Here is a 25,394-nt window from a genome sequence, read left to right on the forward strand (position 1 = left end):
CGGGGCCCTTCGCCATGCCCGTCGCTCTCCGCCTTCGACGCTCAGGTGCGGGACACCGTCCCGCAGGTGTCCGTGGCGGAGTGCCCGATGTCGCGGCTGCGGTCGTACGGGTCGGTGGTGGGCCCGGTCGGGGGCGCGCCCGTGGGAGCGGACGAGGCGAACTGCGGGTGCAGGAAACCGTCGTAGACGTCACACGCGGAATTGGCCAGATCCTGGTCGTACCGGAGGATCCACAACTTGCCGGGGGTGGCCTGGTACTTCCTCGGGTCGACGACCTCCACGTCGAGGACGCGGCGCACGATGGTGCGGGTCACCTCGGTCGAGCCCTTGTCGGCGGGGGCCACCGGATAGACGAAGGTGTAGTCGACGTGGACGGCGACGGACCCGCGCTCGCCCGCCTTGAACGTCATACGGCCGCGCGTCTTGACCACGTCCCCGACCAGTCGCGTCTCGCCGGGATCGAAGCGGCTGAAGAGCGCCAGCGGATCGTGCTTCTTGCCCGGCTCGCGCAGCCGGCTCTTCACGTCGTCGAGCAGCTCGGGCTGCTTGGGGTCGAGGGTGGCGAGCGCGGTTTCGGGGCGATCGCCGCGCAGTGTGGCCGGGTTGAGGTTCGCGTCGACGAGCAGGGTCTTCGTCTGCCGCAGGGCGGTGGCCACCTGAGCCCGGGCCAGTGAGCCGACCGGAGCGGCCTTCGGTACGACGATGCCGGCCGCGCCGTCGGCCCAGCCCTCGGCGGGCGATCCGGCGAACGGCCTGTCCAGCGTGGGGGTGTCGGGCGCAGCGGAGGACGGCGGCGCGGTCGGGGGCGCCGTTTCCGGCGGCAGCGAGGCGGCGGCCGCCGGGTCGCCGGACGACGTGCCGAACGGATCGCCGGGCAGCAGCGACGGCTTCATCGCCACGACCGCCAGCGCGATCGCGAGCGGCACGCCGATGATCGCCCACAGGCGACGGCGCCGGGTCGCGCGAGCGTTCTTTTCCTGCCACGCGGGACCCGTTCGCCAGCCCTCCGGCTGAGCCCCCCGCGCCTCCTGCTGCCGCAGCCGCTCCGTCACCATGCGCGCCCGCGCGGACGGCTCCTTCGGGGCCGACTGCCGGATGTCGCGTTCGCTGTCGCGGGCGAACCGCTCCCACACATCGTCAGGGACGGCGGGCTCCCCGGTTTCCCCGGTTTCCTCAGGCTGCTTGTCAGACACGAGGGTCAGTTCTAAGCGGTTCGAAAGGCTGTCCACAAGGCGCACTCGGATGTGACTCAGCCCACATAAAATTTCCGTGAAGCGGGGCGCAACCATTCACAGCCTTCACCGGTCACACCTGCAGAACCAACGGCCACACCCGCGCCCCACACGCGGAGGCCTCACCCATACGAGCGCCGCGAAGCCGCGGTGCACCCGGACTTTCCGAGGTCTTCATGAAGCTTCGCCGTGCCATGGCCGTTGCGGCCGCGACGGCTGTCATAGCCCCGCTGGCGCTGCTGTCGGCGCCGGCCGCGTTCGCGACGGACGAGAGCCCCACCCCGACCGCAACCGAGTCGGCGACCGAGACTCCGGGAGAGTCGGCGACCCCGACTCCCACCGAGACCGAGACGACTCCCGCGCCGCCCAGCTCCCCGGCCGAGACCGAGACCGAAACTCCTCCGGCCTCCGCCACCCCCACCCCGACCGACACCGCGACCACCCCGGCGCCGAGCACCTCCGCGCCCGAGGAGTCGGAGTCGCCGGACCCGGAGCCGTCCGAGTGCGAGGACTCCAAGGTCGACGTGTCCATCACGGGCCTGCCCGGCAAGATCGCGGCGGGCAGCGGCTGGCACAAGTTCTCCCTGAACGTGGCCAACAACTCCGAGTCCACCCTGAGCGACCTCGGCTTCTTCGCCGGCGCGTCCTCCGACAAGGCGGGTGAGGACCTCTTCCAGAGCAAGAAGGTCCAGCTCCAGGCCTACAACCCGGGCGACAAGGTCTGGGAGGACGTCGACTCCGAGGGTTACGCGGTCGGCTTCGTCGGCTACACCGACGAGCTCAAGCCCGACTACGAGGTCAACATCCCGCTCCGTATCAACGTCAAGTCCAGCGCCCCGGTCGGCGCCGGCTTCTCGCTCGGTGCCAGCATCTACGGCGACGCCGACGCCGAGTGCACGGGCTTCGGCGAGGTCGCGTACAAGTTCCAGATCGTCGCCGCCGGCACGGACACCGACGGCACCAAGCCGCAGGAAGGCGGCAAGGCTCCGGTCTCGGACAAGCCGGCCGACAAGAGCAACACGCCGGAGGTCGACGGCAGCCTCGCCGAGACCGGCTCCAGCTCCGCCCTGCCGATGATCGGCCTCGCCGGCGGTCTCGCCGTCGTCGCCGGTGCCGGTGCGGTGTTCGTGGTCCGTCGCCGCAAGTCGGGTGACGCGACCGCGTAAGGCGGCCGGACACAGCACACGTCGGCATCACGCCTCGTACAAGAAGAAGGACCTGCGCTCGGAGGGGGGCGCAGGTCCTTCGTCGTATGTACGGGGTACGTCAGTGGTGGCGGGTTACGACTTCGGCGGCACCGTTGGCATCCCCAGGAACGGCAGCTTCAGCGCGCCGAACGCGTCCGCGGGGACGGCGGGGTGCTGCGGCTCCACCGGCTTGAGACGCTCGTACGCCGCGCCGGGCGCCGGACGCGGGTCGGCCTCGCCCTTGTTGGGCCAGTACGACATCGCGCGCTCGGCCTGGGCGGTGATGGTGAGCGACGGGTTGACGCCGAGGTTGGCGGAGACCGCGGCACCGTCGACGACGGAGATGCCCGGGTGACCGTACAGCCGGTGGTACGGGTCGATGACGCCCTCCTCGGCACTGGCACCGATCGGGCAGCCGCCCAGGAAGTGCGCGGTGAGCGGCGTCCCCATCAGCTCGCCCACGTTGCTGCCCGCGAAGCCGTTGATCTCGGCGGCGATCGCCGAGGCGCCCTCCGAAGCCGCCCTGATCTGCTTGGGGTTGGGCGCCCCGTGGCCCTGACGTGCCGTCAACAGGCCCTTTCCGGCACCCTTGGGCTTCAGATACGTCGTCAGCGAGTTGTCGAGCGACTGCATCACCAGACCGATGATCGTCCGCTCGGACCAGCGGCGGTTGGAGAGCGAGCGCAGCACCAGCAGCGGGTGCCTGGCGGCGTTGGCCAGCCAGCCCAGGACCCTCGACGAGCCCTCCGCGTAAGGGACTTGGAGAATGGAGAGCCCGCCCATCGAGTTGGATCCCTTGCCGTAGCGGACCGGCTCGATATGGGTGTTCTCGTCGGGGTGGATGGACGACGTGATGGCGACTCCGCGTGTGAAGTCGACCATCGGCTCACCGGTGGCCTTGCGATAGCGGCGGTTGTCGGTCTGCGCGCCCACCAGCGCCTCGGAGTTGGTGCGCGTCAGCTCGCCCAGCTTCTGCGAGAGGTACGGCAGTTGGCCGCCCGTCTTCATACGGTGCAGCAGGGTCTGCGTGCCGTAGGTGCCGGCCGCGAGGACGACCCGGCGCGCCTTGAAGGTTCGTCCCTGACCCTTGCGCTTCTCGTCCGTGGGGAGCGTCTGGACGGCGTACCCGCCCTGCGAATCGTCCGTGACCGACACGACGGTCGTCATCGGGTGCACGACGGCGCCCGCCTTCTCGGCCAGGTACAGATAGTTCTCGTTGAGGGTGTTCTTCGCGCCGTGGCGGCAGCCCGTCATGCACTCGCCGCACTCGGTGCAGGCCTTGCGGGTGGGGCCGGCGCCGCCGAAGTACGGGTCGGCGACCTCCTCACCGGCCTTGGCCTTCACCGCCCCGTCGGCGTCCTCCCCGTCCCCGAAGAAGACGCCCACCGGCGCCATGTGGAAGGTGTCGCCGACGCCCATCCGCTCCGCGGCCGCCTTGAGATGCACGTCCGACGGCGTCATGGTCGGGTTGAGCCGCACGCCCAGCATGCGCCGGGCCTGGTCGTAGTACGGCTTCAACTCCCCCTCCCAGTCCGTGATGTCCTTCCACTGCCGGTCCTCGAAGAAGGGCTTCGGCGGTACGTAGAGGGTGTTGGCGTAGTTCAGGGACCCACCGCCGACACCGGCGCCCGCGAGGACCATCACATTGCCCAGCAGATGGATGCGCTGGATGCCGTACATGCCGAGCTTCGGGGCCCAGAGATAGTTCTTGATGTCCCAGGAGTTCTTCGGCAATGCGTCGCGGGTGAATCGGCGGCCCGCTTCGAGGACGCCGACGCGGTACCCCTTCTCCGTCAGGCGCAGGGCGGTGACGGAGCCGCCGAAGCCGGAGCCTACGACGATGACGTCGTAGTCGTAAGCGCCGTCACCCTGGTTTTGGGCAGAGTTCTCCTGTGACACGTGCTGCTCTCCTCATTGAGAACTGTTGAGGACTGCTGAGGCTCAGCGAAGACGGAACGCCTTCATGACCTTGAGGCTCCGGCTCATGAACGCCGCGTACTTCTCGTCGTCCATGCCGAGCGACGGCGCCATCGGCAGCAGTCGCTGCTGGGCGACCGTCTGCGCCTCGGTGTACTTGAGGATGCCCTCGGAGCCGTGGCGGCGGCCGAGGCCGGAGTCCTTCATGCCGCCCATGGGCGACTGGACGCTGCCGTACGCGGGGGCGTAGCCCTCGTTGACGTTGACGGTGCCGGTGCGCAGCCGCGCCGCGACCGCGCGCCCCCTGCGCCCGTCCTTGGTCCAGACGGACGAATTGAGGCCGTACGGCGTGGAGTTGGCGAGCTCGACGACCTCGTCCTCGGTCTTGAACCGGTAGAGGGAGACGACGGGCCCGAAGGTCTCCTCGGCGCAGACGGCCATCGGGGCCTCCACCCCGTCGAGGATGGTGGGCTCGAAGAAGTAGGGGCCGATGTCGGGCCGGGCCACACCACCCGCGACGAGCTTGGCGCCCTTCGCCACGGCCTCCTCCACATGCCGCGTCACGGTCTCCAGTTGCCGTTCCCCGACCAGCGAGCCCATGTCTGCCCCGTACGCGAGGGACTTGCCGAGCCGCATGGCCTTGGTCCGCGCGGCGAAGCGCTCGGTGAACGCGTCGGCGATGGACTCGTGGACGTACAACCGCTCGATGGAGATGCAGAGTTGGCCGGCGGAGGAGAAGCAGGCGCGGACGGCGCCCGCGGCGGCCTTGTCGATGTCGGCGTCCTCCAGGACCACCATGGCGTTCTTGCCGCCGAGTTCGAGGGAGACGCCGACGAGACGGGCGGCCGCGCCCTGGGCAACTTCGCGCCCGGTGCGGGTCGAACCGGTGAAGGAGACGTAATCGGCGTGCTTGACCACTTCCGGCCCGACGACGGGACCGTCCCCGATGACGACCTGGAAGACCTCGGCGGGCAGCCCGGCCTCGATGAGCAGGTCGCGCGCCCACAGGGCGGTCAGGCAAGTCTCCGTGTCGGGCTTCATCACGACGGCGTTGCCCGCGACGAAGGCGGGGAGCGCGTCGCCGACGGACAGCTCCAGGGGGTAGTTCCAGGGCGCGATCTGGCCGACGACGCCCCGCGGGTGGCGGAGCTCGGTGACCTTGGTGAGGGTGGGGACGGCGCCGGTGTGCCGCTTGGGACGCAGGTACGACGGTGCCTTGCGCCCGTAGTGCCGGGCGGCCACGACGACGGCCTGCACCTCCTCGTGCGCGTGCAGGCGGGCCTTGCCGGTCTCCAGCTGGATGAGGTCCAGCACCTCGGCCTGGCGGGCGAGCACCAGATCGTGGAAGCGGAGGAGGACGGCGGCGCGCTGCCGTATGGGGGTGGCCCCCCAGGCGACCTGCGCCGCGCGGGCCCGCTCGAAGGCCTTCGCGACGTCCTCGGGGGTGGACTCGGGCAGGTCCGCCAGCTTCTCACCGGTGAACGGCGTGTGGTTGGCGGTCCGTCCGGACCCGACGACACCCTTGGTGAGCTGCGCGACCAGCTCGGGCGTGACGACGTCGACGGCGGTGCGGGCGCCGGTGGGGGCGGAGGCGAGGGGGTTGGTACCTACCGTGGCGGCAGCGCCGCCGGCGTCGTCCGTGACGGCAGCGCCGCCGGCGTCGTCCGTGACGGCAGCGCCGCCGGCATCGTCCGTGGCGTCCGTGCCGGGGGCTTCCGTACCGGCGTCTTCCTTGGCCTGCTCCGCGGCCTGCGAGTCCGTCATGAGCCGCAGGGTATGCCCGCCCGGCCCCTTTGGGTACCCGTCGGTAATCGGCTTTCACGGAGTGCACACACGGCGCCAGTGATCGCTGGCAACAAACGCGCTGATCAGGGCGTTGTTCGTCCGACGATCACGGGTTGGTCACTCCTGGACACTCCCGCCGGAACGATCCTCCTCCGCGAAAGCGACGAGCCGGAGGCCATCCTCACCACTGGCCCGAGCCAGCTCGGCGCCCTGATAGCCATCCTGCGGCTGCCGAGCAGCACCCGACCCGTCTGAACGCCCGTCCGAAGAAGCTTTCTTACAACTTGTCGATGTCCAAGTTCGCGATCGCCGCCTTGGCGACTTCACGGCCCCGGGCCGTGAAGTCGCCCTTGCCCGGGTAGCTGATCGTGAGCTTGTACATGTCCCCCGCCGCGGACTTGTAGTAGAAGATCTTCAGTTCGCGGAGGCGGGGGTTCTGGCTGTCGGTGGTCGTGTAGACGACCGTGTTCTCGGCGGACTCCTTACCGTGGTACGTCGTGTTCCCCTCGGGGGTCGTCTTCGGGCCCTCGGGCATGCTCAGGTCGTACGCGCCGCTGTCCTTGAACTCGCCGTCGTCGGCGTACATTTCTGCCCGCGCGGAATCCTTGATCTGCTTGCTCGTGTCCTCGGACTTCTTGGCGAGGGTCAGGCCGATCCAGATGCTCCCGCTGTAGTCGGTGTACGTGACCCAGTGCCTCTTGTCCGAGCTCCGGTCCGGCGTGGATCTCTGGTAGTCCTTGGGAAACGCCAGCGTCGCGGCGACATCCGCCTCGTGCCGCGTCTTCCAGTCGTCCGGCAGCGGTCCCGCGAACGGGTTCGCGATCACCAGGTACGCCGCCACCGCGGCCGCGACGACGGCCGCGCCGAGGCCGAACAGGGTCTTACGGCCGATCCGCAGCCCCTTGCCGCCCGGTCCCGCGATCTGCACGACCTGCGTCGGCGCCGGTGCCGGCGGCTGCGCGGCCGTCTCCAGGAGGCGGCGGACCCGGGCCGCGTCGGGGCGCCGGGACGGGTCCTTGTCGAGCAGGCCGTTGATCACCTCCGCGAGCGAGCCGTTCGCCGAAGCGGGCGGCGCGGGCGTGGAGTTGAGGACCGACTGGAGCGTGGCGGGCGTGTTGCTGCGGCGGAACGGGGAGACGCCCTCGGTCGCCGCGTAGAGCACCACGCCGAGCGACCAGAGGTCGGAAGCCGGGCCGGGCCGCTGGCCCAACACCCGTTCCGGGGCGATGTACTCGGGTGAGCCGACGAAGCCGCCGGTGTCCGTCAGATTGGTCTCGCCCTCGATCTGGGCGATGCCGAAGTCGGTGAGGACGACACGGTCGTGCCGCCCGAGCAGGACGTTGTCGGGCTTGACGTCGCGGTGCAGGACGCCCGCCGCGTGCGCGGCCTCCAGGGCGCCGAGGACCTCCAGACCGACGCGCGCGGCCTCGCGCACGCCCAGCGTGCCCTCCTGGAGGGCGTCGCCCAGTGAGCGGCCCTGCACCAGCTCCATGACGATCCAGGGCTGTCCGTCCACGACCGCGACGTCGTGGACGTTGACGACCGCGGGGTGGTCGAGCCGCGCCGCCGCACGCGCCTCGCGTCGCATCCGCTCGAACGCGTTGGCGCGTTCACGCTCGGGAAGATGGTCCGGAACGCGCGGCTCCTTGACGGCGACCTCACGGTCCACCGTCTCGTCCTTAGCCCGCCAGACGGTGCCCATGCCGCCGTGGCCGAGCTTGGAGAGGAGCCGGTAACGGCCGGCGATCAGTCGGCCGGCTCCCGGCTCCTGTGCCTGTCGCTCGGGCACGACCTGAGTGGGCGCGGCATAGGGATTGCCCGGATACGGAACGCCGGGCTGCTGTGCCGACCCGCCCGACTGCTGTGCGGGCACACCCGGCCGGGGCGGTTGCAGACCGAAACTCGTTGGCTCGTCGGATCCGTGAGGGACTCCCCCGTTGTTGCTCATAGGTCCATCCTTAGCGCGGCAAGCGCTCCGGCATCCAGCCCCGCCGCTTTCCAGTCACGGACCCGTGACGCGCGTCGCCTCTTATGCGGCGTTTATGTACGTACGAATGTGTCCACCGCGACGTCGAAGTACTCCTTCGCCTCCGTCACCTTCCCGACCGGCGCCGAGACCCACACGTCGTACATCCGGCCGCCCTCCTCCCAGCACAGGTCGTAGGTGTGCCGTGCGCCCTCCGCCTCGGTGAAGCCGTTCCAGGTGAACTCCCAGAGCGCGGCGGGCTGTCCGTTGTGCGTGGTGCTCGTGACGGTGCCGTCGTGGTAGCCCGGGTTCGTGGAGGGCCCCTTGGTGTCCGCCCGCCGCATCACCGCGAGCGGGCCGCCCGTCTCGGGGTCGGCGACCTTGATGCCGAGGCGGAAGATCTGCCCAGGTGACATGTAGAAGACGCGCTCGCCCTGCGGATCGCGCGTGAAGTCGTCGGGCACGGCGAGCGAGAAGCCGCCTGGATCCGGTGCGAGGCGGTATCCCGAAGGCGCCTTGCGACCGGTGGTGGTCGGCGTCTGCTGCCGGGTCACGGTGACGGTGGGCACGGGGCTCGGGGACGCCGGCGTCGACTCCGACGCGCTCTCCGACGTACCCGGCGTGGACCTGGACGCGGACGTACTCGCCGGGGACGGCGTACCGCCCCCGCCATGGTTCATCAGCAGCGCCGCAGCCGACACCCCCGCCCCGGCCATCGCGGCCACCAGCGCGGCGGCGACGAGGACGCCCCGCGTGGAAGGCTTCGTCGGGCGCTCAGGCGCGGCGACAGGAGGCGGTGGCGGCGAGGGCACGGGCTTCGGCCTGGGTACGTCACGCTGCGTGGGCGTGTACGGGGTTTGCAGCCGTGGTGTACGGCCCGTGTCCCGGAAGGCGCGCAGCATCCGCTCCGCCTCCGCCGCGTCGAGCCGCCGCTCGGGATCGCGCTCAAGCAGCCCTCGTACGACGGGCAGCAGCGGCGCGGCCTGCGCGGGCGGACGTATCTCGTCGACGACGACCGCGTGCAGGATGCCGCCCAACGAATCGCGCCGGAACGGCGATTCGCCGCTCAGGACCGTGCACAGCAATGCGCCGAGCGACCACAGGTCGGACTCGGGACCTGTCCTGACCCCGGACATCCGCTCGGGCGCGGTGTACTCGGGCGAGCCGACGAACGCCCCGCTCTCGGTGAGCGTCGTCGCGCCCGCGACCTGGGCGATACCGAAGTCGGTGAGGACGACACGGTCGGTGCCCGCCTCCATCAGGACGTTGGCGGGCTTGAGGTCCCGGTGCAGAACACCCGCGTCGTGCGCGCGGCGCAGCGCGCCCAGCAGGTCGATGCCGATGCGGGCGGCCTCGCGCGCGTCGACAGGGCCGTTGCTGGAGATCCGTTCGGCGAGCGAGCCGCCGTCGATCAACTCCATGACGATGTACGGGCGTTCGTCGTCCACGACCACGTCGTGCACGACGATGATGTGCGGGTGGTGCAGCTGCGCGACGGCGCGGGCCTCGCGCAGGGTGCGATCGCGCTGCTGCCGGGCCTCGTCCTCCGAGAGCGAGTCGTCGACCGCGAGTTCCTTCACCGCGACCCGGCGGCCGAGCAGTTGGTCGGTGGCACGCCATACGACGCCCATGCCGCCCCGCCCGATCCTGGCCTCCAGCCGGTATCGGCCTGCGATCACACGGACGTTCTCCCCCTCGGTCCCCATGGGCCACATCATGCCGCACCGGACGGATCGGCTCCGGGGCGCCGACCGGCCAAGTATCTGCTGAAGGTCCTGCGCGAGGCCCATCCGGACTTCGCCACCGGCAAAGTCGCTCTCACGGAGGTAGTCCGGCGCCTTGCCGAGCTCCGACTGGCCCGTGTTCCTGCCGGACGCCTTGTCTACGAAGATCCAGGAGCGACCGGCTCGGCACACCAGCGGCCCGGTGGCGCGCGACGGCTCCTGGGAGCCGGTGAGTTCGGCCAGTTCGTCGGCGTGCGTGACCAGGTCGGGCCGGGCGGCCAGGGGCGATCATTTCGGCCACAACCTGTTTTGAAAAAGATACAAAGCATGGCAAATCAACAAGGGATACGCGCCATACAGGGCAAAACGGGTGGCTTGAATCATGCTGTCATGTGAATCATGGAACCCTTACATTTTCCTTATGGGAAACACATTGAAGCGCCTTTCCGTCACGAGCGTCGCGGCGGTGGCAATATTCGCTACGACCACAGTGACCAATGCCAGCGCGGCGAGTGGCGGAGCCGCGTGCTCGGTGACCGGCGCCTCGGGGAGTCTCACGTTCACCAACTGGACAGCCAACCATGTGGACATCAGCGGTTGGGTCAAGGACACCGCTGCCGATGGTCACCATGTGGCCATTCGACTCTTTTCCGTAGACGGCGGCACCGGATGGGTAACGGATTGGCCCTGGCATTCTGAATACGACGGAAACGGATCGACTACCTCCTTTACCACTTACGCGTCGCCCTCCGGCGATGATCTCGACTACATCGGCGCGCAGGTGGCGGTCATTGAAGGGAGTACGATAGTCCGTTCTTGCTCGGACTATGCCTGAGCCCCCGCACAACAACCCGCTGTAACTACGATTCAGATAGGTGCCATTGGGGCACGGAATCGAATAGTTGGAACCAAAGCGGGAACTTCCTCGGTGCGAACGATGAAGGTGACGCCGACCGACTGCGGATTACCCCTCGCTGAAGCACAGTGGTTGTCGGCGCCCTCTGTACTGTCATTCGCCAGCGAGCTTCGCTCACCTAAGAGTAGACGGGAAGCGCTCGGGGTCGACCTCGAATCGTTGACGTATCGGCCCACGCGATTTTCGGATGGGCCGATACGCGACCGCGTTCCGTGAAGTCGTCGTCCACGTAGGTCACGACGTTCTCGGCCGATTCGCTGCCCTGGTACGAAGTTTTGGTCGTTTCGCCCTGCGGGGCAGGAGTCTCCGCCATTTAGGAGAAGGTAGCGTCGTCCGTCTTCTCCATACCGTCGGCGTCCTGACAGGCCTCCGAGCCAGCAGTTCCGGCGATCTTGTCGAGGCTGTCCTCGGACTTCTTGTACAGGGTCAGGCCCACCGACACGAAGTGGCTCGGGTCGGTGCAGGTAACCCAGTGCTCCTTGCCCGACTCCCGGCCGGGGACACCCACATAGCCCTTCGGCACCGCCGGCGACGCGGCGACGTCCTTCTCTTTGACCCTTTCCCAGCCGTCCGGCAGCGGCCCCACGAACGGGTCCGAGATCACCAGATACGCCGACACCGCGGCCGCGACGACCGCCACGCCGAGCCCGAACAGGGTCTTGCGGCCGAGCCGGATGCCGCCCTTCGACGCCCCCTCGGCCGACTGCACCGCCTGAGTCGCGGCCGGAGCAGGCGGATGCGCGGCCGTCTCCAACAACGCCCGCACCTGCCCGGCGTTCGGACGGCGCGAAGGTCCTGCTGCAGAAGCCCGTTGATGACGTCGGCCGGCGGCCCCTCGACCGAAACCGACGCCGCGGGCGTCGAGTTGAGGACGGACTGCAGGGTCACCGGGGTGTTGCTGCGGCGGAACGGCGAGACGCCCTCCGCCGCCGCGTACAGCACCACGCCGAGCGACCAGAGATCGGAGGCAGGACCCGGCCGCTTCCCCAACACCCGCTCCGGGGCGACGAGAGCGACCACAGTAACAGCGGAACCTTCTGCTCCACTCGGATCAACCCTCCTGGAAGCCCCGCAGGATCCAGTCGAACTGCTTTCTGGTGGTGGCCCAGTCGTCGGCCGGCGAGGCCGCGTAGATGGCGTACTCGGTGCCGTCACTGTTCATGTACCCGACGTCGATCGCACGGTAGGGCCCAGGGAAGTAGTGCGGCGCGTCCTTGGCCAGCGCGTTCCACGTGTACTCCCAGCGGACGCCCGGCAGGTCGCGGAAAAGCTCCTCCTTGAGGCTCAGCTGCTTGTAGTCCTGCAGCCGCCCTGAGATCCGCTGCTCCAGGTAGCTCATGTGCTCGTACGAGGTGCGGAAGTCCGGCGCGGTGTCGACGGCGACCCGCACGAGGTGCTTGCCCTTGTCGGGCGAGTAGTCGACCTGCCGGAGGCCGTCCTGGTCGATGGAGACGGACCGCTTCCACCCCTTGGGCAGGGAGATGCTGAAGCCCACCGGGTCGTTGCGCCGCTCCCAACCGGCGGGAACCGCCCCCTGACCGCCCCCGTCGCTCGGCGTGGCACTGGCACTGGCACTGGCACTCGAAGTCGACGATACAGAGGCGGAGTCGCCGGGGCTGCCCGTGCCGAACTGCTGCAGCGCGACCGCGACACCCCCGCCGACGATCGCCGCGAGGGCGACGACCAGGGCGAACGTACGCAGGCGGTGCCGCTTCCGCGGCGCGGGCATGGGCCCCATCGTCACCGGCGGATACGGCGTGGCGGCGGCCGTCTGCGCGCGGGTACCGGTGCCGGTCCCCGTCTCCGTGGTGTCGTACCCCGCCTGCCCCGTCGGCGCATACGACTGCGCCGCACTCGGCAGTCGTCCCGCCGCGGCCTCGGCGAGCATCCGTTCGGCCTCCGCCACCCCGGGACGTACGGCGGGATCCTTGCGCAGCAGCGCGGTGATGACGGGCTCCAGCGGACCGGCGTGCTGCGGCGCCGCCGGCTCCTCGTCGACCACTGCCTGCATGGTGGTCAGCGGCGAGGTGCGCCGGAACGGCGACCGACCCTCCACCGCCGTATACAGGGTGGCTCCGAGGGCCCACAGATCGGACGAGGGCCCCGGATCGTGGCCGCGCACCCGCTCGGGGGCGAGGTAGTCGACCGAGCCGACGATCTCGCCGGTGCGCGTGATGGTCGTATCGCCGTCGACCTGCGCGATCCCGAAGTCGGTGAGCAGCACACGCCGGTCGGCGGAAAGCAGTACGTTCCCTGGCTTCACGTCACGGTGCAGCACACCGGCGGCGTGCGCGGCCCGCAGCGCGCGCAGCACCCACAGGCCGATCCGCGCCGCCTCGGCCGGTTCGACGCGCCCCTGCTCCTTGACCTCGTCGGCCAGCGAGCCGCCCTCGACCAGCTCCATGACGATCCACGGCCGGTTGTCGTGCTCCAGGACGTCGTGCACGGTGACGACGGCCGAGTGGTTGATCCGGGCGGCGGCCCGCGCCTCGGCATGGGTACGAGCGAGCAGCCGGGCCAGGTCGCTCTCGGCCACGTAGAGCGCGGCGGTCAGCTCTTTGACCGCGACCGCGCGGTGCAGCACCTCGTCGTGAGCGCGCCACACCCGGCCCATGCCACCGCTGCCGATGATGTCGACAAGCCGGTAGCGGCCCGCGAGGAGCAGGCCCTGCATCTGATTCACGTTTCCCCGCAATGGTCTTGACAGGGTCAGACTAAAGAGCGGCCCCCGCGCAGGGAACCGGCGGGGTCGTACGGAGACCGCACTGTGACGGTTCTCCCTTCCCGGTACGGGAGGGAACCATTCGGTGTTCAGGGCCGGATGGCACGGTGAACGGCTCAGCCGGTGACCTGATACGTCGCCGACGCCTGCTCGTACAGCCGTGTCACCTCGTCCCGTTCGGCCTCCGGGCCGCGCAGTTGCACCACGTGGTAGCGCCCGCCGATGAGGATCGCGAGGTTGCGCACGTACAGCGAGCGCCCCGCGGAGTCCTGCCAGGTGAACTGCCCCTCGGCCATGGTCCGCCCGCCCACGTCGATCCGCCGCATCCCGCTGGACGTGGCCCAGGTCGAGTCCCGGAACGGCTGCAACTCCTTCTCGTTCTCCCGCTGATACGTCATCGGGTCGCTGCCGTACGTCGCCGTGCTGTCCCGGCCGGGTACGACGATGAGCTCGAAGTCCCCGTGGGAGTACACGACCTGGCCACTGCCGTTCTTCGGCGTACGGTCCCAGCCGTCGGCGACCGCGACGCTGAAGCCCTCGGAATCCTTGCGCAGCTTGAACCCCTGGGCGACATCGGGGTCACCGGTCCCCGACTTCGTCGAACTGGACGATCCGGAGGGGCTCTTGTCCTCTCCGGGAGAGGTCTGGTCGGGCCGCGGCTCGCTGCTCGCGTTGCCGTCCCCGCTGGTGTCGGGGGCGGGGCTGACGTCTCCGGCCGCACCGGTCCGGTCGCCGTCCGTACCGCTGCCGCGGCCGCTGTTCGGCTCGGCCTTCGGCATGAAGACCATGGCGTATGTGATCGCCGCGGCCAGCAGAAGCAGGACCAGCAGGAGCAGATTGCGGCCCAGACGGCGGGGCCTGGCCGGCTTCTCCTGCTTGGCGCGCTTGTGGCGGGCGTGCGCGCTGGTCGCGGGCAGCCCGGCGCGGCGCCTGCGGACGAGCTCGCCCCGGCGCCGTACGATCGGCAGCCGGCTCGGGTCGACGGGGGGCGCCGCGACGACATGGGCTCCGGCCTCGGGCTCCGGCGCGGACCGCACGAGGGAGCGCAGCCAGCCGCGCAGTTCCTCGAAGTCGAGCCGCTCGGTGGGATCCTGGCGCAGCAGCGACTCCACGACCGGCCGGAGAGGCCCGCACTCCTCGGCGAACGCGGGCGGCTCCGCGCACACCAACTGCACCAGCTCGGCGGTGTTCTCCTCCGGGTAGGGGGCGTGTCCCTGAACGGCACGGAAGAGCAGCGCGCCCAACGCCCACAGGTCGGTCGCGGGCCCGATCGGCGCCGCCAACTGCCAGTTCTCCTGCACCGGATGGGCCTGCTCCGGCGCCCACCGCTCGGTCACGGGCCCGACCACGGCCATCCGCGCCTGCCGGGCCCGCTCCGCGGCGAGCGCGGTGCTCGGCCCCCGGCGCGGCGGCGCCCCGGCGACGAGCTCGCCCCAACGCCCGGCCTGCCCGGGGGCGTTGTCCGGACCACCGACGGCCGCCGAGGCTCCGGGACCGCCGCGCCCGGCGGCGGGCTGCTGCCCGGACGCGAGCGCCGGGATGCCGTCCCCGCCCGCCGAGGCGCCGTTCACGCCTCCGGGGAGCGCGGCACGCCCTTGAGTGTGGCCACCGCCAGGGGCTCCGGTACGCGGCTGGGCGCCATGCCAGCCGGCGCCGCCCCCGACCCCGTACGGGTCGGCTATCTGGCCCGGGGGCGCGGTGTGGGGGCGCTGCTCGACGCCGTGGCCCGGGAGCTGGGGCGGGCCGCTGTACCCGGTGACGTGCGGTGCGCCACCGTGCCCGGTGGCCTGGGGCGAACCGTCCTGTCCGGGCAGCAGGGGCGAGCCGCCGTGCCCTGGACCCTGGGCCGGGGGTGCCGAGGCGTCGGCGGCGTGTTCGGACTGTGCCGAGGGCCGAGGCGCGGGCAGCGCGACCTGGCCACTGCGTTGCTCTTCCTGTACGCGGGCGGCGGCGCGCGCTCCGGCGCGGTACGCGGCGATGGCTCCGGCGCGTGCCGCGCGGATGTCACCCCCGGCTCCCGCCGTGCCGCCTGCCTCGCCCGTTCCACCTGCTTCAAGCGCACGTCGGCCTACGCCCGCCGCGCCTCCCGCGGCTGTCCCCGGAACGGGCGTCCCCCGCTCCGCCCGGGCCTCGATCGCCGCCCGCCGCGCGGCTTCCGGATCGGCGCCCGGCGCCGTGGCCGCCACGGCCACGCCATGCGAACCACCGCCGCCGAACCCGGTCCCACCAGGGCCCCGGGCGCCGGCACCGCTCGGCCCGCCGGGCGCACCGGGCCCAGTGCCGCGCGGGGCAGTCCCGCCCACGCCGGTCGAACCGTCGTTCCCCGCCTGCCCGGTGCCACCACCGGAGCCGGCCCCGGCTGCGCCCCCGGGCTCAGTCTCGAAGTCCTCCCGGGCCGGTACCGGGTCGTACCCGCACAGCGCCTCCTCCGCGGCCCCGGCCGCCAGGCCGGTGAGCATCACGCGGCCGTCGTCGCAGACGAGCACCGTGCGCACGGTGATGTTCCGGTGCACCCACCCGTGCGCGTGCAGCACCCGCAGCGCGGTGAGGACGTCGGAGGCGACCTCGGCGGCCCGATAGGGGCTCAGCGGCTTCTCGGCGAGCAGCGCGGCCAGCGGCCTCGCGGGCACCAACTCGCTCACTATCCACAGCGACCCGCCCTCGGCGAACACGTCGAAGACCTGGTCGAGCCGGGGATGGTCGGGGATCTGCGCGGCGGCCTGGGCGGCCTCGATCGCCCGCCGCACCGCCGGTTCGGTGGGGCGGCGCGTGGTCCGCGCGGACGGCCTGCGCACCCCGCCGTCGCGTGCCACGAAACCCTCGGGCAACCCGTCCGCGTCGAGCACCTCGGCCTCGACGACCTCCGGCAACGGCACCTGCCGTACCAGGACTTCCTGCCCGCTGTAGGTGTCGAAGGCCCGGGTCTCGGCGAGTTCGTACTCGTCGGACGGTGGCAGCGGCAGGCGGTAGCGGTCGGCAAGTACCCGTCCCGCATAGTCGTCCACGATGCCTCCCCCAGCCGACCGGTTGGTCAATTCCGTTCGCCTTGCGTTCCGTTATGGCTTCGTACGGTCCGCAACCACTCACGATACGTGCCGGAGGCAACCCGCAAAGCGGGGATGCGAGATCTCAGGGCCACCATCCGTGGCGGAACGTCACACCCGCGAGCGGTACGTCATGACTTCGGCTGGAACGTCTTGGTCAGCGTCCTCCACGTGTCCTTGCGCAGCTCGCTGTCCCAGTTGGACGCTTTCGCCGTGTACATCAGCGCGTATCCCTGATGCGAGTTGACGACGAATCCGCGGTCGATCGACCGGTACTTCGTGCCACCGTCCGTGTAGGTGAACTCCCAGTCGGCCGCGTTCCAACCGCGGTAGTCCACCTGCTCTATCCGGATCTTCTGGTACTGCGAGCGCGTCATGTACCGCTCCTGGTTCTTCCAGTCCGCGACCGGGTCGTCCTTGGGCGTGGTGGTCCAGCCGATCAGGAGCTTCTGCCCGTCGGGACCGGCGAACCGGGCTCCCGCGGCGTCCGTGGACTGGTACTTCCACCCCTTCGGCAGCCCGATCGAGAACCCCTGACCGCCCTTGTACGTGGACACGGCGGTGGAGTCCGCCTCCTTGCCGCCGCTGTCACCGCTCGACGTGCTCGCACTGGCGCTCGCGTCCGACGTGGCCTTGGCGGTCTCCTCCAGGCCGGAGCCAGAGGTGGCGCCCGTCTTGTCACCAGTGTCCGTGTGGGCGCTGCCGCCCTTGTCCTTGCCGCCGCTTCCGGTGGTCGCCCCGCTGGACGCGGCCGCCTTGGTGTCGCCGCTCTTGTTGTCCTTCGACCCGCCGTCGTCCCCGCCGCCGAGCGTGAGCGCCAGCACGGTGCCGAGCACGGCCAGCGCCACCACCACCGCGATGATCACCAACGTCCGCCGCGGCACCACGTCCGTGAGCGGCGCCCGAGGTGCCGGCCGCGGCGGCCGCTCCGGAGCCACCGGCCACCCCGACCCCGAGGCCCGCCCCGCCGACCCGGCGGCACTTGCGGCACCCACAGAGTCCGTGACACCCGCAGAGCCGGTGGCACCCGCCGAACCGGAGTTCACCGACGCACTGTCACGACCCCCCGCGTTTCCGGAGGAAGCCGCACCAGCGCCGGAAGCTTTCCTCAACGAATGCGTCGCGGGCGCCGAGGACGAGGGCGTCGAACGCGCCGAGGGAGACTCCGTCGAAGACGACGCAGCCGTGGCAGCGCCCGGACCCGCGGAACCCGCCCCCTCATCGCCCGCCGACCCGGAGGCCTCCGAGCCGACGGCCTTGGCACGCGCTGTCGCCGACGCGGTGGCGGCCGCCGTGGCAGCCCCGGCCGCCGAGGCGGCCTTCCGCACGGAACGCAGCGCCCCGCGCAGCCGATCCGCCGCCTCCTCGCCCCGCTTGGCCGCGGAACCGCCCGAACTCCCCTTGCCCGGAGCCTCGTCCGGCACCGGTGGCAAGGCCACGACCTTCGTCGCGTCCGCCGGCTCCGGCACCGTCTCCTTGGGCTCGGGCGCGTGCAGCACCTCGTTGAGCATCGCCCGCGCGCCCGCGTCGTCGAGCCGCTGCTCGGGGTCCTTGGCGAGCAGCCCGTAAATCACGTTCTCCAGCGGCCCCGCGTTCTTCGGCTGCTCCACCGGCTCGGTCATCACCGCGGTGAGCGTCGCGATCGCGGAACCCTTGTCGTACGGCGGGACGCCCTCCACCGACGCGTACAACAGACCGCCCAGCGACCACAGGTCGGCCGCCGGGCCGGGCTTGTGACCGCGCGCCCGCTCCGGCGAGATGTACGAGGGCGCGCCGACCAGCATGCCGGTCGAGGTGATGGACGGGTCGCCCTCGACCTGCGCGATACCGAAGTCGGTCAGCACGACCCGGCCGTCGTCCGAGATCAGCACGTTCGACGGCTTCACATCGCGGTGCAGGATGCCCTCACGATGCGCCGAACGCAGCACATCGAGAATCGCCAGCCCCACCTCGGCCGCGCGTTTCGGCGTGAGCAGGCCGTCCTCGCGAATGACCTCGGCGAGCGACTTGCCCTCGACGAGCTCCATCACGATCCACGGCCTGTTGTCCTCGTCGACCACGTCGAAGACCGTCACCGCGGCGTTGTTGCGAATCCGCGCGATCGCCTTGGCCTCGCGCAGGGTGCGTGTGATCAGCCGCCGCTTCTCGTCCTCGTCGATGCTCGACGGGAACCGCAGCTCCTTGACCGCGACCGTACGGCCCAGGGTCTCGTCCTGGGCCCGCCACACCGTGCCCATGCCGCCGCGGCCGAGAACATCCCCCAACCGGTAGCGCCCGGCGAGGAGACGTTCGCTCTTGTCCTGACGGGATGCTCCCGCCCGCTCCGCCTCCGACATGCGTCCCCTCATGCAACCCGCCCTGACAGAGCCTCCATTGTCCCTCACCCGACAAGCGCTCAGCGCCCAGGGGGCCCTCACACGACAACCAGCCGGCCCGAGAGCCGCCCGTAGCACGGGAACCGCCCCGGTGTTCACACAGCACCGTCCCGCATGATGGGCCGTGACAAGGAAGGACCGCCGATGCCTGCACCCCGGACACCTCGGACACTTCTGCCCATACCTCTGTCCCTCGCGCTGCTCGGCCTGGCTCAGACCGGTTTGCTGGGCCTGACCCCGGCCGCCTCCCAAGGCCCCGCCACCCCGGCCTCGGACACCGCCCTCGCCCTTCTCGTCACCCGTGGCAAGGCCCCGGCCGCCGCCCTGCTGGCCCGCGAGGAGACCGGCTCACGCTTCGCCAGTGCCGGTGACGGGATATCCCCCTCCGACCACTTTCGCGCGGGCAGCATCACCAAGACCTTCATCGCGACCGTCGTCCTGCAACTCGCCGCCGAACACCGGCTCTCTTTGTCCGACTCCGTGGACGATCACCTCCCCGGCCTGGTGCGCGGCGCGGGCAACGACGGGCGCCGTCTGACCCTGCGCGCCCTGCTCACCCACACCAGCGGCCTGTACGACTTCACCGCGGACACCAAGGGGGCCGTCCCCGTCACCCCGCTTCAGGCCGTACACATCGCGCTCACCCACCCCCCGGCCGACCGCGGCCGCTTCGCCTACTCGAACACCAACTACGTACTGCTCGGCATGGTCGTCGAGCAGGTCACCGGCCACTCGTACGCCGTCGAGGCCGAGCGCCGCATCATCACTCCTCTCCGTCTGACCGGCACCTCGTTCCCCGGCGCCCGCACCTCGCTGCCCTCGCCGCACGGCCGTGCGTACGCCGCCGACGGATCCGACGTCACCGAACTCGACCCGCGCGTGGCCGGCGCGGCGGGTGAGCTCATCAGCACGCTCGCCGACCTGGACCGCTTCTACGCGGCCCTGCTCGGCGGCGATCTGCTGCCCTCTCGCCGACTGCGCGAGATGCTCGACACCCGTGCCGCACATGGCTCGTACGGCATGGGCCTGTTTCCCGTGAAGCTGCCGTGCGGCACCACGGTGTGGGGGCACAACGGCCGTATCTCCGGCAGCTACGTGCGCACCGCGGCCACCGTCGACGGTCGTCGTGTCCTCACCTTCCGGGTGAACACGGACGGGATGGCAGATCCCGGCCTCGAACCCGCCCTGCTCGCCGCCGAGTTCTGCCCCCGCACCCCGTAGAACGGACGGGTTCCGGACAAAGATCCCAGCTCACGACACCCGTTCGAGTGACATCACGGTGGGCGGGGCCGGCTACAGCGGCACGATGTCCGGGGCTCCCAGCCGCGCAGCGTCCGCCGTCAGGTCGTCCGGTTGACGCTGGGACTCCCGCTCGGCCTCGACCCGCTTCTCGTAGTGCTCGACCTCGCGCTCGATCTGGTCCTTGTCCCAGCCGAGGACCGGCGCCATGAGCTCGGCGGCCTCGCGGGCGCTGCGCGTGCCACGGTCGAAGGTCTCGATCGAGATGCGGGTGCGCCGGGTCAGCACGTCGTCCAGGTGCCGGGCGCCCTCGTGCGAGGCGGCGTAGACGATCTCGGCCCGGAGGTAGTCCTCGGCGGCCGGCAGGGACTCGCCCAGGGACGGGTTCTCGGCGATGAGGTCGAAAATCTCCTCGGCGAGCGATCCGTACCGGTTCAACAGGTGCTCCACGCGCACCACATGGAGTCCGGTGCGCTGCGCGATCCGCGCTCGCGCGTTCCACAGCGCCCGGTACCCCTCGGCGCCGAGCAGTGGAATGTCCTCGGTGACGCACTCGGCGACCCGCTGGTCGAGGCCGTGCACCGCCTCGTCCACGGCGTCCTTGGCCATCACCCGGTACGTCGTGTACTTGCCGCCCGCCACAACCACGAGCCCCGGCGCCGGATGGGCCACGGTGTGCTCGCGCGACAGCTTGCTCGTCGCCTCGGACTCTCCGGCGAGCAACGGGCGCAGCCCCGCGTACACGCCTTGTACGTCGTCGCGGGTGAGCGGCACCGAGAGCACCGAGTTCACATGCTCCAGCAGATAGTCGATGTCCGCGCTGGACGCCGCCGGGTGGGCCTTGTCGAGGTCCCAGTCGGTGTCGGTGGTGCCGATGATCCAGTGGCGCCCCCACGGGATGACGAACAGCACGGACTTCTCGGTACGCAGGATCAGGCCCGTGGAGGAGTTGATCCGGTCCTTCGGCACCACCAGGTGTATGCCCTTGGACGCCCGTACGTGGAACTGGCCGCGCTCCCCCACCATCGCCTGGGTGTCGTCGGTCCACACACCCGTGGCGTTGACGATCTGCTTGGCGCGGATCTCGTACTCCCCGCCGCCTTCGACATCCTGCACCTTGGCACCGACAACGCGTTCGCCCTCACGCAGGAAGCCGGTCACCCGCGCGCGGTTGGCGACCTTCGCGCCGTACGCGGCCGCCGTGCGCACCAAAGTGGCCACGTAGCGGGCGTCGTCCATCTGCGCGTCGTAGTACTGCAGGGCGCCGACCAGCGCGTCCTTCTTCAAGGCGGGGGCGACGCGCAGGGCGTGACCGCGGGTCAGATGACGGTGTGTGGGCAGTCCCCGTCCATGGCCGCTCGAAATCGACATGGCGTCGTAGAGGGCGACGCCCGAGCCCGCGTACAGCCGCTCCCAGCCCTTGTGCTGGAGCGGGTAGAGGAACGGGACGGGCTTGACGAGGTGCGGCGCGAGTCGTTCGAGAAGCAGCCCGCGCTCCTTCAGGGCCTCGCGCACCAGCGCGAAGTCGAGCATCTCCAGATAGCGCAGGCCGCCGTGGATCAGTTTGCTGGACCTGCTCGATGTGCCCGATGCCCAGTCACGCGCCTCGACCAGGCCCGTGGACAGGCCGCGTGTCACGGCGTCGAGCGCCGTTCCCGCACCGACCACGCCCGCGCCGACGACCAGCACATCCAGCTCGCGCTCGGCCATTCCCGCCAGTGACTCGGCGCGCTCCGCCGGCCCCAGTGTCGCTGTCCTCACCGCTGCCTCCCGCTGTCTGTCGCGCCGGCCGCACCTGTCCGGCTGGGCCCGGCTCGCATCCCCCTCCTCAAAGTCTGACCGTCTTGCCCGCCTTCGGCCACCGTCCGCCCTCAGCCTGTGGACAACTCTCGGCGACTCGCAAGGAATCAAGGTCGGACAATCCCGCAAATCGGTCATATTTACTCCTAGTCTGACATTGCGCTCGCCCATCCTGTCCACAGGGCTTGCGCACCTGTCCCGCTTCGGTTACTGGGAAGGACGGCCCACGCCATGCCCGCAGATCTCGCCGTCATCGGACTCGGTCATCTCGGCCTGCCCCTGGCCCAGGCCGCCGTCGCCGCCGGCATCCCCACGCTCGGCTACAAAACGGGGCCGGAAGGCGGCTCCCTCACGCCCGCCGAACTGCGCCGGATGCTCTCGGGGGGCTTCCGGCCGACCACCAACCCGGCCGAACTCGGCCGCGTACGCACCGCGGTCATCTGCGCGCCGACCCCATGGGGCGCCGACGGCGGCCTCGATCTGAGCCAGGTGGAGGTGGCCGCCCGCACCTTGGCCGCGCGGCTGCGCCCGCACACCACGGTGATCCTTGAATCGCCCGTGCACCCCGGCACCACGGAGGAGTTCCTCCGCCCGCTCCTCGAAGTGGGCTCCGGGCTGCGCGCGGGACGCGACTTCCACCTCGCGTACTCACCCAGCCGGGTCGATCCCGGCAACCGCGACTTCGGTCCTGCCAACACGCCAAAAGTCATCGGCGGTCTGACGCCCGCGTGCACCGAGTCGGCCGCCGCCTTCTACGGTCGCCTCACCGACAAGGTGGTACGTGCGCGTGGACCACGCGAAGCGGAAACCGTGCAGCTCCTGGAGACCAACTACCGGCACGTCAACATCGCGCTCGTCAACGAGATGGCCGTGCTCTGCCACGACCTGGGCGTCGACCTGTGGGACGTCATCCGCTGCGCCGAGACCAAGCCGTTCGGCTTCCAGGCGTTCCGGCCGGGGCCCGGCGTCGGCGGCCACGGCATCCCCCAGGACCTGACCGGCCACTCGGGGCGCACTCTGCGGATGGTCGAACTGGCGCAGCAGGTCAACAACCACATGCCCCAGTACGTCATCCAGCGCGCCGCCACGCTCCTCAACGAGCACGGGAAATCGGCCCGCGCCGCGCGCGTGCTCCTCCTCGGCGTCACCTACAAGCCCGACCTCGCCGACCAGCAGGGCTCCCCCGCCCACGAGATCGCGCTGCGTCTGATGGAACTCGGCGCGTCCGTCAGCTACCACGACCCGCACGTCCCGGCCTGGCGCGTCCTCGGTCGTCCCGTCCCGCGCGCGGACTCCCTCTACGAGGCCGCGGCCGACGCCGACCTCACAATCCTGCTCCAGCAGCACCGCACGTACGACCTGCAAGGACTGTCCGTGAAGGCTCAACTGCTGCTCGACACGCGGGGGGCAACCCCCACCGGGGCGGCGCACCGGCTCTGACCTCCCCGAAATCTCCTCACAGGTTGTCACTCCGGCCTGCTAATGTGCGGCAGCTCTCGCACACAAGTGCGCCCGCGTCCCGGGCGCCTTCGATGTGCGCGTACATCCACTTGCATCCCTGGCGCACACACGTGCGCTTACGTCCCTGGGGGGAACCACATGAGTCAGTCGACTCCGCCGCCGTCCGGTCCGCCGGTCGACAACCCGTACGCGGGCGAGAACCCGTACGCCGGCCAGCCCGGCCAGCCGCCCGCGCCGCAGCCGGGCGCCGACAACGCCGGCTTCCCGCAGCAGGGTGCCCCGCAGGGCGCGCCCCAGCCCGGCTTCCCCGTGGCCCCGGTCGCCCCGGCCGCTCCGGTGCGCGACAACCTCGGGCTCGGCCTCGTCGCCGCCGTCGTCGCCGCCGTGGTCGCGGCGGGCGTCTACGGCGGCATCATCGGCCTCACCAAGCACGAGATCGGCTGGGCCGCGGTCGGCGTCGGCTTCCTGATCGGCCTCGCCGCGGGCCGCTTCGGCGGCCGCAACCAGATCCTGCCGATCGTCAGCGTGATCCTGTCGGTGGGCTCGGTCTACCTCGGCCAGCTGGTCGGCGAGGCCATGATCGGCGCCAAGGAAGTCGGCGTCGGCTTCAGCGAGGTGTTCTTCGACCACTTCGACGTGGTCCAGGAGGCCTGGAAGGCCGAGGCCGACCCGCTGACCTTCGTCTTCTTCGCGATCGCCGCGTACGTGGCGTTCCAGAGCACGCGGAAGGCCGGTCAGTAACCGGAAGCGGTACGCGAAAGGGCCCGTCCACCACTCGGTGGACGGGCCCTTTCGCCGTATACGGGGCGAGTCAGCGCTTGTGCTGGGAGTCCGCGACCGTCACCTCGACGCGCTGGAACTCCTTGAGCTCGCTGTAGCCGGTGGTGGCCATGGCGCGGCGGAGGGCGCCGAAGAAGTTCATGGAGCCGTCGGGGGTGTGCGAGGGGCCGGTGAGGACCTCCTCGATGGTGCCGACGGTGCCGAGGTCGACCTTCTTGCCGCGCGGCAGCTCTTCGTTGACCGCCTCCATGCCCCAGTGGTGGCCCTTGCCGGGCGCGTCGGTGGCGCGGGCCAGCGGGGAGCCCATCATCACGGAGTCGGCGCCGCAGGCGATCGCCTTGGGAAGGTCGCCGGACCAGCCGACACCGCCGTCGGCGATGACGTGCACATACCGGCCGCCGGACTCGTCCATGTAGTCGCGGCGGGCCGCGGCGACGTCCGCGACGGCCGTGGCCATCGGGACCTGGATGCCCAGTACGTTGCGCGTGGTGTGCGCGGCGCCGCCGCCGAAGCCGACGAGGACACCGGCCGCTCCGGTGCGCATCAGGTGCAGGGCCGCGGTGTACGTGGCGCAGCCGCCGACGATCACCGGGACGTCCAGCTCGTAGATGAACTGCTTCAGGTTCAGCGGCTCGGAGGCGCCCGAGACGTGCTCCGCCGACACCGTCGTACCGCGGATGACGAAGATGTCCACGCCCGCGTCCACGACGGCCTTGGAGAACTGCGCCGTGCGCTGCGGGGACAGGGCCGCGGCGGTGACGACGCCGGAGTCGCGCACCTCCTTGATGCGCTGCCCGATCAGCTCCTCCTTGATGGGAGCCGCGTAAATCTCCTGGAGGCGGCGGGTCGCGGTGTCCGCGTCCAGCTCGGCGATCTCGTCGAGCAGTGGCTGCGGGTCCTCGTACCTCGTCCACAGGCCCTCGAGGTTCAGGACGCCCAGGCCGCCCAGCTCGCCGATGCGGATCGCGGTGGCCGGTGAGACGACCGAGTCCATCGGGGCCGCCAGGAAGGGCAGCTCGAAGCGGTAGGCGTCGATCTGCCAGGCGATCGAGACCTCCTTCGGGTCTCGCGTACGGCGGCTCGGGACGACGGCGATGTCGTCGAAGGCGTACGCCCGGCGGCCGCGCTTGCCGCGCCCGATCTCGATCTCAGTCACGTGTGTGGCCTTTCCCTCTTCGCTTCTGCGCCTCCCAGTATCCCCGACGCCCACGACAAGAGCGGCCCCGGAAGCTCCGGGACCGCCCTT

General features: G+C 70.7%; 16 protein-coding genes. 5 read left to right on the plus strand and 11 right to left on the minus strand.

All coding sequences use genetic code 11. The features are described from left to right. Positions 1–41: 41 nt before the first annotated feature. Positions 42–1,193, minus strand: a complete 1,152-nt coding sequence (locus ACZ4RZ_RS03585) for a hypothetical protein (RefSeq protein ID WP_467741602.1) — start codon at positions 1,191–1,193, stop codon at positions 42–44. Between the two features lie 215 nt (positions 1,194–1,408). On the opposite strand from ACZ4RZ_RS03585, the gene ACZ4RZ_RS03590 reads away from it, so the two are divergent. Further along, the gene (locus ACZ4RZ_RS03590) at positions 1,409–2,398 is read left to right on the plus strand and encodes an LAETG motif-containing sortase-dependent surface protein (protein WP_467741604.1); all 990 of its coding nucleotides are present in this window, start codon (positions 1,409–1,411) and stop codon (positions 2,396–2,398) included. A 114-nt stretch (positions 2,399–2,512) separates the two neighbouring features. Here ACZ4RZ_RS03590 and ACZ4RZ_RS03595 read toward each other — a convergent pair whose 3' ends face one another. The 4 genes from ACZ4RZ_RS03595 to ACZ4RZ_RS03610 all read right to left on the minus strand — a co-directional run bounded on the left by ACZ4RZ_RS03595 (position 2,513) and on the right by ACZ4RZ_RS03610 (position 9,793). Continuing rightward, the gene (locus ACZ4RZ_RS03595; protein ID WP_467741606.1) at positions 2,513–4,318 is read right to left on the minus strand and encodes a GMC oxidoreductase; all 1,806 of its coding nucleotides are present in this window, start codon (positions 4,316–4,318) and stop codon (positions 2,513–2,515) included. 42 nt (positions 4,319–4,360) lie between these two features. Continuing rightward, on the minus strand, positions 4,361–6,100 hold the full coding sequence (locus tag ACZ4RZ_RS03600) for a succinic semialdehyde dehydrogenase (protein ID WP_467741608.1): 1,740 nt from the start codon (positions 6,098–6,100) through the stop codon (positions 4,361–4,363). 298 nt (positions 6,101–6,398) lie between these two features. Further along, entirely contained in the window at positions 6,399–8,069 is a 1,671-nt protein-coding gene (locus ACZ4RZ_RS03605) for a serine/threonine-protein kinase (protein ID WP_467741610.1), read from the minus strand. Between the two features lie 92 nt (positions 8,070–8,161). Beyond that, positions 8,162–9,793, minus strand: a complete 1,632-nt coding sequence (locus ACZ4RZ_RS03610; RefSeq protein ID WP_467741612.1) for a serine/threonine-protein kinase — start codon at positions 9,791–9,793, stop codon at positions 8,162–8,164. Between the two features lie 439 nt (positions 9,794–10,232). Between ACZ4RZ_RS03610 and ACZ4RZ_RS03615 the strand changes: the two genes are divergently transcribed. Further along, positions 10,233–10,646, plus strand: coding sequence for a hypothetical protein (locus ACZ4RZ_RS03615; protein ID WP_369248641.1), 414 nt, complete (start codon positions 10,233–10,235; stop codon positions 10,644–10,646). A gap of 394 nt (positions 10,647–11,040) precedes the next feature. Here ACZ4RZ_RS03615 and ACZ4RZ_RS03620 read toward each other — a convergent pair whose 3' ends face one another. The 4 genes from ACZ4RZ_RS03620 to ACZ4RZ_RS03635 all read right to left on the minus strand — a co-directional run bounded on the left by ACZ4RZ_RS03620 (position 11,041) and on the right by ACZ4RZ_RS03635 (position 18,829). Then, positions 11,041–11,481: a hypothetical protein gene (locus ACZ4RZ_RS03620; protein ID WP_467741614.1), complete on the minus strand. Its 441-nt coding sequence runs from the start codon at positions 11,479–11,481 to the stop codon at positions 11,041–11,043. A 297-nt stretch (positions 11,482–11,778) separates the two neighbouring features. Beyond that, positions 11,779–13,401 (minus strand): serine/threonine-protein kinase, encoded by a 1,623-nt coding sequence (locus ACZ4RZ_RS03625; RefSeq protein ID WP_467741971.1) that lies wholly within the window; start codon positions 13,399–13,401, stop codon positions 11,779–11,781. 164 nt (positions 13,402–13,565) lie between these two features. Beyond that, positions 13,566–16,454, minus strand: coding sequence for a protein kinase (locus ACZ4RZ_RS03630; RefSeq protein WP_467741616.1), 2,889 nt, complete (start codon positions 16,452–16,454; stop codon positions 13,566–13,568). Positions 16,455–16,624: 170 nt separating this feature from the next. Beyond that, positions 16,625–18,829 (minus strand): serine/threonine-protein kinase, encoded by a 2,205-nt coding sequence (locus ACZ4RZ_RS03635; protein ID WP_467741973.1) that lies wholly within the window; start codon positions 18,827–18,829, stop codon positions 16,625–16,627. 183 nt (positions 18,830–19,012) lie between these two features. On the opposite strand from ACZ4RZ_RS03635, the gene ACZ4RZ_RS03640 reads away from it, so the two are divergent. Then, positions 19,013–20,089 carry a serine hydrolase domain-containing protein gene (locus ACZ4RZ_RS03640; RefSeq protein ID WP_467741618.1) on the plus strand — a complete coding sequence of 359 codons (1,077 nt, stop codon included), beginning with the start codon at positions 19,013–19,015 and terminating at the stop codon, positions 20,087–20,089. 72 nt (positions 20,090–20,161) lie between these two features. Here ACZ4RZ_RS03640 and ACZ4RZ_RS03645 read toward each other — a convergent pair whose 3' ends face one another. Next, on the minus strand, positions 20,162–21,868 hold the full coding sequence (locus tag ACZ4RZ_RS03645; RefSeq protein WP_467741620.1) for a glycerol-3-phosphate dehydrogenase/oxidase: 1,707 nt from the start codon (positions 21,866–21,868) through the stop codon (positions 20,162–20,164). 270 nt (positions 21,869–22,138) lie between these two features. Here ACZ4RZ_RS03645 and ACZ4RZ_RS03650 point away from each other — a divergent pair, with 270 nt between their 5' ends. After that, positions 22,139–23,347: a nucleotide sugar dehydrogenase gene (locus tag ACZ4RZ_RS03650; protein WP_467741622.1), complete on the plus strand. Its 1,209-nt coding sequence runs from the start codon at positions 22,139–22,141 to the stop codon at positions 23,345–23,347. Positions 23,348–23,506: 159 nt separating this feature from the next. Then, positions 23,507–24,109: a hypothetical protein gene (locus tag ACZ4RZ_RS03655; protein WP_467741624.1), complete on the plus strand. Its 603-nt coding sequence runs from the start codon at positions 23,507–23,509 to the stop codon at positions 24,107–24,109. Positions 24,110–24,179: 70 nt separating this feature from the next. Here the strand turns inward: ACZ4RZ_RS03655 and ACZ4RZ_RS03660 are convergent, their stop codons facing one another. Beyond that, complete coding sequence (locus ACZ4RZ_RS03660; RefSeq protein ID WP_369248635.1) at positions 24,180–25,304, minus strand: GuaB3 family IMP dehydrogenase-related protein; 1,125 nt, start codon at positions 25,302–25,304, stop codon at positions 24,180–24,182. Positions 25,305–25,394 lie beyond the last annotated feature (90 nt).

The sequence above is a fragment of the Streptomyces sp. NPDC027189 genome (assembly GCF_055566975.1).

What these genes read in the sequence shown, in the direction of transcription:
- ACZ4RZ_RS03590 (WP_467741604.1), top strand. Translation starts at nt 1,409, where the DNA reads ATGAAGCTTCGCCGTGCCATGGCCGTTGCGGCCGCGACGGCTGTCATA.
- ACZ4RZ_RS03600 (WP_467741608.1), bottom strand. Translation starts at nt 6,100, where the DNA reads ATGACGGACTCGCAGGCCGCGGAGCAGGCCAAGGAAGACGCCGGTACG.
- ACZ4RZ_RS03605 (WP_467741610.1), bottom strand. Translation starts at nt 8,069, where the DNA reads ATGAGCAACAACGGGGGAGTCCCTCACGGATCCGACGAGCCAACGAGT.
- ACZ4RZ_RS03610 (WP_467741612.1), bottom strand. Translation starts at nt 9,793, where the DNA reads ATGGGGACCGAGGGGGAGAACGTCCGTGTGATCGCAGGCCGATACCGG.
- ACZ4RZ_RS03615 (WP_369248641.1), top strand. Translation starts at nt 10,233, where the DNA reads ATGGGAAACACATTGAAGCGCCTTTCCGTCACGAGCGTCGCGGCGGTG.
- ACZ4RZ_RS03625 (WP_467741971.1), bottom strand. Translation starts at nt 13,401, where the DNA reads ATGCAGGGCCTGCTCCTCGCGGGCCGCTACCGGCTTGTCGACATCATC.
- ACZ4RZ_RS03635 (WP_467741973.1), bottom strand. Translation starts at nt 18,829, where the DNA reads ATGTCGGAGGCGGAGCGGGCGGGAGCATCCCGTCAGGACAAGAGCGAA.
- ACZ4RZ_RS03640 (WP_467741618.1), top strand. Translation starts at nt 19,013, where the DNA reads ATGCCTGCACCCCGGACACCTCGGACACTTCTGCCCATACCTCTGTCC.
- ACZ4RZ_RS03650 (WP_467741622.1), top strand. Translation starts at nt 22,139, where the DNA reads ATGCCCGCAGATCTCGCCGTCATCGGACTCGGTCATCTCGGCCTGCCC.
- ACZ4RZ_RS03655 (WP_467741624.1), top strand. Translation starts at nt 23,507, where the DNA reads ATGAGTCAGTCGACTCCGCCGCCGTCCGGTCCGCCGGTCGACAACCCG.